The 11,065-nt window shown below is 65.8% G+C and carries 8 protein-coding genes and 1 pseudogene; 7 read left to right on the top strand and 2 right to left on the bottom strand.

Translation table 11 applies throughout. From position 1 onward, the window contains the following. Window positions 1-5 precede the first annotated feature (5 nt). Complete coding sequence (locus B9S58_RS29920) at window positions 6-1,673, bottom strand: IS1182 family transposase (RefSeq protein ID WP_181009235.1); 1,668 nt, start codon at window positions 1,671-1,673, stop codon at window positions 6-8. 173 nt (window positions 1,674-1,846) lie between these two features. On the opposite strand from B9S58_RS29920, the gene B9S58_RS29915 reads away from it, so the two are divergent. The 7 genes and pseudogenes from B9S58_RS29915 (at window position 1,847) to B9S58_RS29885 (ending at window position 9,707) form a co-directional block, all read left to right on the top strand. Then, entirely contained in the window at window positions 1,847-2,161 is a 315-nt protein-coding gene (locus B9S58_RS29915) for a trypco2 family protein (protein WP_103535080.1), read from the top strand. A gap of 983 nt (window positions 2,162-3,144) precedes the next feature. Further along, the gene (locus B9S58_RS29910; RefSeq protein WP_146063582.1) at window positions 3,145-4,326 is read left to right on the top strand and encodes a hypothetical protein; all 1,182 of its coding nucleotides are present in this window, start codon (window positions 3,145-3,147) and stop codon (window positions 4,324-4,326) included. Further along, complete coding sequence (locus B9S58_RS29905) at window positions 4,323-5,315, top strand: MoxR family ATPase (protein ID WP_103535078.1); 993 nt, start codon at window positions 4,323-4,325, stop codon at window positions 5,313-5,315. Before B9S58_RS29910 ends, B9S58_RS29905 begins: the two co-directional genes overlap by 4 nt. 4 nt (window positions 5,316-5,319) lie before the next feature. Next, a pseudogene (locus tag B9S58_RS40065) lies at window positions 5,320-6,753 on the top strand (SAV_2336 N-terminal domain-related protein); the annotation flags it as partial. Between the two features lie 282 nt (window positions 6,754-7,035). Next, window positions 7,036-7,665 (top strand): response regulator, encoded by a 630-nt coding sequence (locus B9S58_RS29895; RefSeq protein WP_103535076.1) that lies wholly within the window; start codon window positions 7,036-7,038, stop codon window positions 7,663-7,665. 201 nt (window positions 7,666-7,866) lie between these two features. Then, complete coding sequence (locus B9S58_RS29890) at window positions 7,867-8,601, top strand: ParA family protein (protein WP_030634006.1); 735 nt, start codon at window positions 7,867-7,869, stop codon at window positions 8,599-8,601. Continuing rightward, window positions 8,601-9,707: a ParB/RepB/Spo0J family partition protein gene (locus B9S58_RS29885; protein ID WP_103535075.1), complete on the top strand. Its 1,107-nt coding sequence runs from the start codon at window positions 8,601-8,603 to the stop codon at window positions 9,705-9,707. The genes B9S58_RS29890 and B9S58_RS29885 overlap by 1 nt, the downstream gene beginning before the upstream one ends. 303 nt (window positions 9,708-10,010) lie before the next feature. Here B9S58_RS29885 and B9S58_RS29880 read toward each other — a convergent pair. Further along, the coding region (locus B9S58_RS29880) for a DDE-type integrase/transposase/recombinase (RefSeq protein WP_258045132.1) at window positions 10,011-11,065 on the bottom strand (1,055 nt) is incomplete at its 5' end.

The raw sequence follows: 11,065 nt of genomic DNA, 5'->3' as shown, positions 1-11,065 counted from the left end.
GGGGGTCACTTTCCCTGCCGCCACCACAGGGGTCGGGGCAGGTCGCGTGCGTCGAGGTACTGCTGGAACGCGGTGGGAGGGCGGGGACGGTAGGGGCTGTTGGCGGGTTCCTGAAGGCTGAGTCGCTCGACGTTGATCGCGAGTGCGGTCAGGATGTGTTGGACGTGGGTCTTGGCCCGTCCGCGGTAGCGGCACCGGCGGCCGTGGTGGCCGTCCGCGAATTCCTCGATGGTGCCCTCGGCCCCCGAGCGCCGCGCGTAGAGCCGGCGCCAGTCCGTGTCCTGCTGGTCGGCGCGGTTCTTGGCCTGGAGTTCGTGCAGGTGGCGGGCGGGAAAGTAGAGGCTGCGGAAGGGGCCTGGGGTGCATTTAGCCTGTTCGGGGCAGCGGCCGCACTGGCGGGCGTCGAACCGGACGGTGACCTTGGTCGGCGCTGCCACGGGGAGGTCCTGCCAGTTGCCGCTGACCTGTCCGTTGGGGCAGGTGACCTCGCGTCGGTCGAAGTCGATGATGAAGTTGTCCCTGCCGAAGCCGTCCCGGGCTCGGTGTTGCGGGCTGGTGTTGGGCGCGAGCGGTCCGATCAGGTCGACGCGGTGGAGGCGGGCGGCGGAGTCCATGCCGGCCACGGAGGTGTAGCCGCCGTCGACCAGGTGCTTCCCCGGCAGCAGACGCAACCTCCTGAGACGGGCGTGGATGCCGGGCAGTGCTTGGCTGTCCGCGCTGGAGACGACAGTGGCCACGTCGGTGATCAGGTTGACGTGCTTGTCATCGCAGGTCTCGGTCACGTGTACGAGGTAGCCGTTCCAGCGAGTGTCGCCGCGCATGGTGCAGCGGGCCTCGGTCTCGTACGGGGAGGTGATCCGGACTCGGGAGGGCGGCTGGCCGTCGCGCTTCGTGCGCGGCCGGAACCGGCCCTTGGCGTCCACCAGGAAGTGCTGCACCAGAATCGCCCGGAGCACCTTCGCCTGCGGCAAAACGGTGCCGCCGGGGAAGTGTGTGTCGAGATGGTGCAGCAGTTCGCGGGCGTCGTTGCCCGCCTGCTCGAGGCGGGCAACGGGGTGACTGGGCTGGGAGCATAAGCGCACCGGCCGCCCGTAGCGCGTCGCCCACTCGGCCGTGACCAGGTCATCCAGCAGCTCCGGCGCCTGGCGGGCCACCTCCTCCAGCGCGGCGCGGACCGCCTCGGTCACCAGCTCCAGACGGGTCAACTCCCGGGCAGCGGACAGGACGTGGGTGGAGTCGGTGCGCTGCGTGACGCGCCCCTTGAGTAGGCCGGCCCGCCGGATCCGGGTGAGCGCCAGGCCCAGCAGCCGGTCGGCACGGTCGCCTTCGGCCAGTCGGTCACGGAAGTCGGACAGGACACTGTGATGGAAGCCTGGGTCCTCCAGCTCCAGCCCGAGGGCGTACTTGAAGTCGATCCGGCAGCGCACCGCCTCAGCGGCCTGGCGGTCGGAGAGATTCATCGCGTACTGCAGCACGCAGACGGTGGCCAGCTGCGCGGGTGAGAGCCCGGGCCGGCCATCACGCGGGTACCAGGCGGCGAAGTCCTCATCGCTCCACAGACCGTCGAGGCGGTCACGGATCCACATCGCGGTGGTGCCCCGGGGGTTGCTGGCCCGGGCGACACGCACGGTCAGCGGCGGGATCTTGGCTCCGGAAGAGGGCTGGAGGGACAATACGGGCTCCTGAAGAACGCGGACGGCACGATCCACCGAGCCTGGCGCAGCACCACGATCGTTTGCTGCCCGTCCTCAAGATTCCCGACAGAGTCACTCATTCCTCGGAAGCCCGGTGCCCAGCCCCGAACCTTGGCAGACTACCTCGAAGGCACAGTGCGGATGGGGGGCAGATGGCGGGAATTGGTCTTACCGCGGCTATCGAGGAATTGCGGCAGGAGCTCTATCGGGCTCAGGCACTGGGAGTAGACCAGCAATTCACATTCGGCATCGAGGAGGCGGAACTTGAGCTGCAGTTGGAGCTGCGCGAAAGCGGCAAAGGTGATGGCAAGCTCAGCTTCGGTGTGGCGACTGTCGGTGCGGGCGCCGAGCTCTCCACCGTCCGGACTCACAGACTGACACTGAAACTTTCGGTCCGGGACCGAGCCCGCAGCGGTTCTAGCCCCGAGATCAGCGACACCGAAACCGGGTCCTGGGACGAGGATTGATGGACCCGCACAGACTGGCGCTGATCCGAAGCGGGATCCCGCGGATGCACCACAGGGTCGGTTCAGGCTATCTCGTTGCACCCCGCTTGGTGCTTACCGCCAGACATGTTCTACGGGACGCCGAGAGCGACGCCTACTTGGCGAAAATCCAGGTCACGGTAGGGCACCCAGGCCGCGGTGAGACGCTACGTACCGGAGCGGAGCTGATCTGGACCCACCCAGAGAATTTGGACGTCGCGCTCCTGCTCACACACGACGAAATCGACGTACCGGGGGCGGTTCGGTGGGGTCACCCCACCGGAACAGCTCCACTGTCATACGAAGGGCTGGGCTTTCCGCTGGCCTCTGCAGAACACGGTCGTGATGCCGAACACCTCCGAGGGGTCCTGCCTCCGCTGTCCTCAGGGGGGGCCGGCCTTTACGTGCTCGACCAAGAGCTTGCACCCGACCCTCGCGAGGACGACCGTAAGGCATGGGGAGGCGCGTCGGGAACCTCGGTGTTCTGTGAGGGCCGTCTGGTGGGAGTGGTTATTTGCGATGAGCAGTCCTATGGCAACCGCCGTCTTCGGGCTCTACCAGCACACTCCTTTGTTCGGGACAACGAGTTTGAGGCACTCCTGCGTCAGTACGGCGACGGCCCACCTGGCCTGACCGAGATTGGAGCCGCCCTCCCCACAGCGAGACCTGCAGAGGAACGTAGCCCGGCCGAGCAGGAGGCCGAGCGTCTTCTATGGTCGGTGCTTAGCGGCCGCTTGAACTTCACGGACCATGCTCGTGCCCTTGCACGGAGGCTCGGTTACACCACCGCTGAACGCTACGAACCGACCATTCCTGATCTCGCGGCACTCGTGGTGGCCCATCCCCGCGCCCTGCCCTCCCTGAGCAGCACACTGGCCTCGGCTCTGCCCACAGAGGTAGAGCGCGCCCGTCTAACCGACGTCCTGTCCCGGGCGCGTGCATGCGGGCTGTGCCAGCTCCTCTCTATGGACGAGTGCGAGCACCTGATGGACTTATTCCGCGGTATTTGCAAGGAGCAGCCCACGCTGATACCTCGCGCCGCCCGCGAAGCCCTCCGCTACACCTGGCTGCCTGACTCACTGAACCGTACGCAACTTCGTGCAGACGACCTCGTGCACGTCGTTGAGTACCTGGAGTCCGTCTCTGACAGCGAGCGCGTACCCGACGGTACGCCGCCCGTGCCGGCCCTGCTCCGCCTTGCCGAATGCGTGGCTGCGGCCTTGGGAAGGGAAGCAGGCGCGGAGATGCGCAGATGGTCCGATCAGGTGGCTGCACGGACGGGCATCCACCCGGCTGCGCTGGCTGAGCGCCGCACCGACGCGAGCCGCTGGGCCGCCCGACAGTCGCCCCCTCTATCCCGGGTCGTCGCCGAAGTCTCCCGCGCGCGGAACGAGCCGCGCGAGAGCTACTACTGCCGCATTCTGCTCGCTCGCGCTGACGGGACTCACACCACCCTTCACGAAACAGTGACCGCGCCTAGGACGCCCGAGGAGGTGGCCAGGCGGGTCCGCGATGCTGTTGAAGTTGTCGCTGACGAGCTCAACTCCACCGTTGTGCCCCATGCAACGGTTCTAGTGGCCCGCGACAGTCTCCATCTACCCATCGACGAGTGGAACCCTGGGGCACCCAATGAGTTCGTGCCCGACCAGCCGATTGGTGCCGAGTTCTGCATCACGCTGAGCTGCCCGGAGATGAGCGATCTGGTGCGCGGCAGAGAACGAGAGCACCGGCGACGTTGGGAGAGCGGACACTCGGCTCCCTTGGTTATCAACGACGAACGTGTCACGCGGCCACGGCTTAGGCGCCTGTTGCAGACGACTTACCGTGACGCCACACAGGTCGTGCTGCAGGGTTCCCCGGAACAGCGCAATTCACTGCTCGAACTGTGCCTTGCGCTCGGCGTACCGGTCATCCTCTGGGACCGGCAGGCCGATCGTCCCGCAGACGCGGCAGTTCTGCAGCAGTTGGATCCCGCTGGTCCGCTCGCCGATCTACCCGCTCGAGTCCGCGACTTCCGCGGGACCGCGTTCGACGAGCCGGAGACGCTTCCCGCGCGCCCTGCCCTCATCTGGGAGGAACACGGCAGGCCGCTGCGGCCCGAGACATTGACACTGCAAGACCCTCCAGAAGGAGCCCAAGCATCATGACCGCCGCAGAACCTGCTGTCGGCCCCGACACCCTGTCCGACGACGGAGGCTGGCGGCTATTCCGGGGTGATGGAACGCCCCGCGCAGTCTCCTTCCCGCCAGCCCCGCCATGGCGCCGTCTTCACTCGAAGCACTCTGAAGTCTCACGGACTGCCCGCCCCCACCCGTACCTAATCGGCCCCGATGACGCGGACATTGTCAACGCTGCTCTTCACTTGCGTCGGCCTTTGCTGGTAACGGGACACCCCGGCACTGGAAAATCCTCCCTGGCCCATGCGATCGCTCACGAGCTGGCCCTCGGTCGCGTCCTGCACTGGCCGGTCAACAGCCGCTCCACCCTGCAGGAAGCTCTGTACCACTACGACGCGATCGGCCGACTACGGGAAGCAAACCTTCGCCAGGACGCCGACGGAGTAGAACCGGGCATCGGCCAGTACGTCCGGCTGGGGTCCCTGGGTAACGCTCTGCTGGCCCAGGATCGCCCCAGGGTCCTCCTCGTGGACGAGCTTGATAAGGGGGATGTCGACTTGCCCAACGACCTGCTCACCGTATTCGAGGAGGGGGAGTTTGAGATCCCGGAACTAAGCCGCCTCCCAGAGGAGAACTCCACGGTTTACGTCAGGACCGACGATCCAAATGCGCCAGCCCCAGTGATCCGCGGCCGCGTTCGCTGCCGTGAGTTCCCGGTTGTGATCATCACCAGCAACGGGGAACGCGAGTTCCCTCCCGCCTTCCTCCGGCGATGCGTCCGCCTCGACTTGCCCGAGCCTGATGAAGAACGGTTGCGGAACATCGTCGCCGCACACCTCGGCCAAGAGGCGCTCCACGACATCGACGATCTGCTGGAGGAGTTCCTCGGCCGCCGCGCGCCCGGAGAACTCGCGACAGATCAGCTGCTTAACGCCGTCTTCTTGCGTAAGGGCGGCATCGATCTGGAAGCGGGCCGACTGCTCGACGCCGTCCTGCACCAGCTTGGTGGGGCGGTATGAGGGCATGCTTGGACGTCTGAGAGAGATCCTGGACAGGTGTGGCGTCGACCTCGCCGATGAGGAACTCCTTGATATTTTGTGGCTGGCAAGGAACCTGCCGACCGAGGTGCGTCCGGTGGCGCGACGTCCCGCCTCGGCTGCTTCATCACCTCAGGCCACTCATCAGGGTGAGCACCAGGCCGCCGGCACGGCCGAACCTGCGCAACCGGGCACACACCCACCGCAGGACGCTGCCATACCTCTCATGTATTCCTTGCACGCGGCTCCGCAGGGGAAGGGGCGCGGCGCTCCAGAGCTGAACTCGCATCGGGCACATGCTCTACGTACCCCAGGAGCACAAGTTCTGCACAGCCGCCATCTCACGCTGGGCAAGGCGTTACGGCCTCTGCGGCAGCGGGTCCCCGATGAGCGGCGTCAGGAGCTGGACGTGGCACGGACGGTGGACGCTATGGCCGAGACGGGTTTGCCTGATGCAATGACGGGTCCCGCCCGTAGCCGCTGGCTCTCCCTGACTCTGTTGATCGACGACGGCGTGTCTATGTCGCTGTGGAAGGGGCTGGCTTCTGAGATTCGCACACTGATGGAAAGGGCTGGAGCCTTCCGCGATGTCCGTGTGCTCGGACTGAACACTCGAGGCTCTCGAGCTCCGCTAATCAGCTCCTATCCCTATCGGCGACGAGGGCCTTACCTTCCGCCTACCGCACTCTGCGATCCCACCGGCGGCACTCTCGTCCTTGTAGTCAGTGACGGCGTTGGCGACGCCTGGTGGGATGGCCGGATGAGCGAAGCGGTGGCGATATGGGCCCGACGGCAACCCACCGCAATTCTGCAGGCGCTTCCCGTCCGGCTCTGGGCGAACTCGGCAATCGACACACGGGCATGGCACGTCACCAGTGTCCGCAGGGGCGGGCCCACCACCGCCTGGCACGTCACCGATCCGAGACTGCCAGCGGATTTGGTGAGCTTTGACTCTGTGCCTATCCCGGTACTCGAACCCAGCTTGGCCGCTGTCGGTGACTGGGCTCGGTTGGTCGCCTCACCGAGCGCGACCGCTGTACTGCCGTTGTGGGACATCGGGCGGACCGTCACTCAGCCTTGGTCAGCTGACACCCGGCAGGGTTCGGATGCCGAAGCCGTCCTGCGCTTCCGCGGAGCAGCCAGTCCGGAGGCATATCGGCTTGCTGCCCACCTCGCTGCCGTGGCGCCCATTACTCCACCCGTCATGCGCATGGTGCAGGAGGCCCTCGGCCACCCGACGGACGCCGGGCACCTCGTGGAGGTCTTCCTCGGCGGCCTCATGTACAACACCGGTACGGACAGCACTGGACGATTGCCGAAGCCGGAGTTCTTCGACTTCTCCGACGACGTAAGGCGTATCCTGCTCGGCGCGCTCCCCGCCCACGAGCTGCTGCGTACCACGCGACTGATTACCCATCGCCTGGCAGCGTCTGTCCGGCACTCATCGAGCTTCACTGCGTGGGCGGCGCACCCGGGAGGCCCCGCCGTCGTTGGCGCATCCGAACGTTCTTTTGCCCAACTGGAGGAGCGGCTACTGCAACACCTCGGTGTTGCCCCGCGTACTGAGACCCCGCCCGCCGACCGGCCTAACCCGGTCCTAGACCCCCCAAGCCCTCCGGCACTAGGTGAACAGGCACGGCCTCAGACGCCCGCTAAACAGGGAATGGAAGCCAGCTCTCCCCCGCCGTCCTCCCTATCAGCGATGAAGAGCAAGATCCTTCTGGTCGACGACCAGCCGGAGAATTTGGTGGCACTCGAGGCCGCCCTGTCTCCACTCGATCAGACACTCGTCCGCGCCGCATCGGGAGAGGAAGCGCTTAATGCTCTTCATGAGGGTGAATTCGCCCTCGTCCTACTGGCGACCCAAATGTCAGGAATGGATGGTAAAGAGACTACGGCTCACATCAAACGACGCGCACAGACTCGCGACACCCCGATCATCCTCGTCAGCAGGTTCGGGATGAATCCCCACGACACCTTCCGAGGCTACGCAGCTGGTGCTGTGGACTATGTGGTGTGGCCACACGATCCCTGGGTGCTGTGCGCCAAGGTGACCGTCTTCGTTGACTTGCATCAGAAGAACTTGCAATTACGCGAACAGGCGGCCCTGTTGCGCACCGGAGTTTCGACTTTGGGCACCGGAGTGTCGCCCCCTCTGCTGGCGCACCTGGCCTCCCTGCTCCTCGATATCGAGGAGCAGACCCGAGACCTGACCGAGCTGCTTCAGGCACAGCCATCGAGCGTGACTGTGAGAGCCATGGTCGCGCGTGTGGCACACACGATCCAAGGCCTGCGCCACCTGCTGCAGGGCGCGTTGGAGCTACGTGAGTAGCGCGAAGGCAGGGCCCTTTCAAAACCCGGTTTTGAAGGTCGAGCCGATACGGAAGACGGGGGGAGGACTGTGAGTTCTCAAAGACCGGGTTCTGAAGCGGCACGCCCCGACACCTCGGCAACGCGATACGTGGCATCCTGTCCCGGTCCGCTAGTACCAGCCGTGTGGCTGGGAAGCATACGGAGCATCAGGAGTACATCCATGGCTCGGATCACCGCGCTGATCAATCGGAAGGGTGGCGTCGGGAAGTCGACGCTCACCGTGAACACGGCCGCCATCACAGCTCACGTGCTGGGCGAGTCCCCCGAAGGCGCCCCGCACTACGTTGCCGCAGTTTCAGCAGACCCGCAGGGATCCACCACCTGGTGGTCGGAACGCGTCGGTAGCGAGCTGCCCTTCTCCTTCGAGCAGATCACCTCCCGGGACGACTTGGAGCTCTTCGCCCAGCTGAAGAAGTCCCGCAAGGTCAAGCACGCGTTCATCGACACCCCCGGGTGGATGGACCTTCCCGAGGACGAGAAGCAAGAGGCCGGCGACCCCTTCGGCCAGAGCACCGCCGCCGACGCCATGCGCGCAGTGCTGGCCAACGCCGACGACATCATCGTCCCCGTCGAGCCCGAACCGCTCGGCTTCATGCCGACCCGCGACACCATTGAGGAAGTGGTGAAGCCGCTCGGCATCCCCTACCTCGTAGTCATCAACAACTGGGATCCCCGCGACGGCGAAGCCGACCTTGAGCAGACCAAGGACTTCATCCGGGCCCAGCAGTGGAACCTGGCGAACACGGTCGTGCGCCACTACAAGGTCCACACCCGAGCAGCACTCGAAGGCACCGTCGTCACCCAGTACAAGAAGAACCGTGTAGCTATGGAAGCCCGCGAAGACTTCTACCAGCTCGCCCTCGAGCTCGGCGCAGGCAAGAAGGGGACGCGCTAATGGCGGCGACGAAGCCCTGGGCAGACCTGCTCGACGGTCCTGGCAAGCCCGGAAGCAAACGCACCGCCGCCACGGACGACACCAAGCCGGACGTACCGCCCACCACCGTCCACATGCACACGATCACCGGCAACCCCGAGAACCCTCGTACCGAGGCCGACTACACGGACGAAGATGCTGCCTTCCGTGAACTCAAGGACTCGATGAAGGCAGTCGGCCAGCTACAGCCGGCCGTCGCCATGTCCCGCGAGGCGTTCCTGGCCGTCAAGCCGGAACACGGGCCGCAGCTCGGTGACGCGCAGTGGGTAGTTGTCCTCGGCAACCGACGCTTCCACGCTGCCAAACAGCTCGGCTGGACCAAGTTCGAGATCAGGGTCCGCGACCGCCTCGGCAACCAGGACGATGACAAGGTCGACGAGGCCGTCATCATCGAAAACATCCACCGCAAGAACATCCCTCCCTACAAGGAAGCAGTGTTCCTGCAGCGGATGCTCGAGCGTCACGGATCGCAGGAGAAAGTCGCAGAGCGCATCGGCAAGTCGCAGATGTACGTCTCCAACCGCTTGTCCCTCCTCGACCTTGACCCCGAGCTCCGAGACGCCGTCGACACCAAGCAGCTCAAGGTGAAGACCGCCGAGAGGATCGCGAAGATCCAAGACCCGGAACAACAGAGGGCCATCGCGGCAGAAGAGATCCGCAAGGCGCAGGAACCGAAGGCTCCCCGGAAGCGCCAGACCACCACGGCGAGTCCACCGGTTCAAAACCCGGTTTTGAACCCCGGTGCACAGCCGAAGGCATCCAGCGGGGGAGTGGCGGCTGCCGTGGCGGAAGTCCCTGTCGTCGCGGTGCCGGAGCCGCGGACGACCACGACCTCTCCGGGCGAGGCCATCGCCTTGCCGTGGCAGGACGGCGAAGCCCTTATGAACGCTGCGTTCGACCGGCTCGACGCCCAGCAGCGCAGTGCCTTCATCCTCCGCTACTTCAAGCGCAGCAGCGGGATCGACGCCGTCATCGCAGACATGAGCGGAAACCTCACCACCGAGGCTCGCACCTCACTTGCGGCCATCCTCCAGCAGGTTGCCGCAGGCCTTCTCAAAGACGCGTAGCCGCTAAACCGGAGCCCTTGTCAGCCTCTTTCCCTTCCTCGGAGAAAAGCGAGGCAGACAAGGGCTCCCCTCGCTTGCATGCTGCAGTGGGCAACCGACTACTGCTCTGCGCGTAGCCATCCTGGGATCGTCCGACGACCAACCCCGGACCTCAAGCCGCGAAGCCCCCACAGCTTCATCAGCTGTCTTCCGGAGCAGCCGCCGCACCTCGCTATCCGCGAAGGCGAGTCTCCGCTGGGGTGGACGCTCGCCACCAGCGGCGCCGGACCGGAAGATTTCAAGTCCAGTGAGACGGTCGTGAGGCTATGAGGTTTGTGGTGCGGGTTCCCTGCGCTTGGCCGGGTCGTTGATCCAGGCGGTCTGGGGTATCTCGGGTGGTCGGGGGCGGCGGCCGAAGCGTTCGGGGTGGCGGGAGTATGCGTCGGCGAGGGTGATGGCCCGCTGGTCGCGGACCTCTTCGGCGGTGCCGAAGTGCACGCTGGCGGGCGTGTGCCAGCCGATGCCCGAATGCCGGTGCTCGTGGTTGTAGTACGCGATGAACGCGTCGAACCACTCGCGGGCGTGGGCCAGCGAGTCGAAGCGTTCGGGGCAGTCGGACATGTACTTCGTGGTCTTGAAGTGGGCCTCGCTGTAGGGGTTGTCGTTGGAGGTCTTCGGCCGCGAGTGTGACCGGGTGACGCCGAGGTCGATCAGCAGCTGCGAGACCTTCTTGGAGGTCATCGAGGTGCCGCGGTCGGCGTGCACGGTCTCGGGCACGATGCCGTTGCGCAGGATGGTCTCCCGGATCAACTCCTGGGCCCGCGCCGATGATTCGGCGGCCTCGACGGTGTGGCCGACGATGTAGCGGCTGAAGATGTCGATGATGACGTAGGCGTGGTACCAGACGCCCTTGACCGGTCCGGCCGCCTTGGTGATGTCCCAGGTGAATACCTGCGAGGGCCCGGTGGCGACCAGTTCGGGCACCGACTTCGCCGGGTGGGTGGCCTGGCGGCGTCGCTCGCCCGTCTGTCCCTTCTCGCGCAGGATCCGGTACATCGTGGAGACGGAGCAGTGGTAGCGCCCGGCATCCAGCTCGCGGGCCCAGATCTGCGCGGGAGGAAGTTCGGCGTGCTCGGCGCTGTTCATCAGCTCCAGTACCGCCGCCCGTTCCTCGGGGGTGAGAGCCGAGGGCTGGACCTGTGGTCTCCTGGGCTTTCGCTCTGGTGGGGGCCGCAGCCGGCGGTAGTGGGTGGCCCGGGAGCGGCCGGTCAGCCAGCATGCGGTGCTGATGCCCAGCACGTCTTCGACACCGGTGAACGCGTCGTCGGCCACCGGGTCGGCGGCAGCGATCAGTCCGCGCCCTCGGAGATCATCTCCAA

Source organism: Streptomyces sp. SM11 (genome assembly GCF_002910905.1).
Taxonomy (GTDB): Bacteria; Actinomycetota; Actinomycetes; order Streptomycetales; family Streptomycetaceae; genus Streptomyces.
The sequence above is the reverse complement of the archived record's forward strand: the minus strand, read 5'-3'. Positions and strand labels throughout refer to the sequence as shown.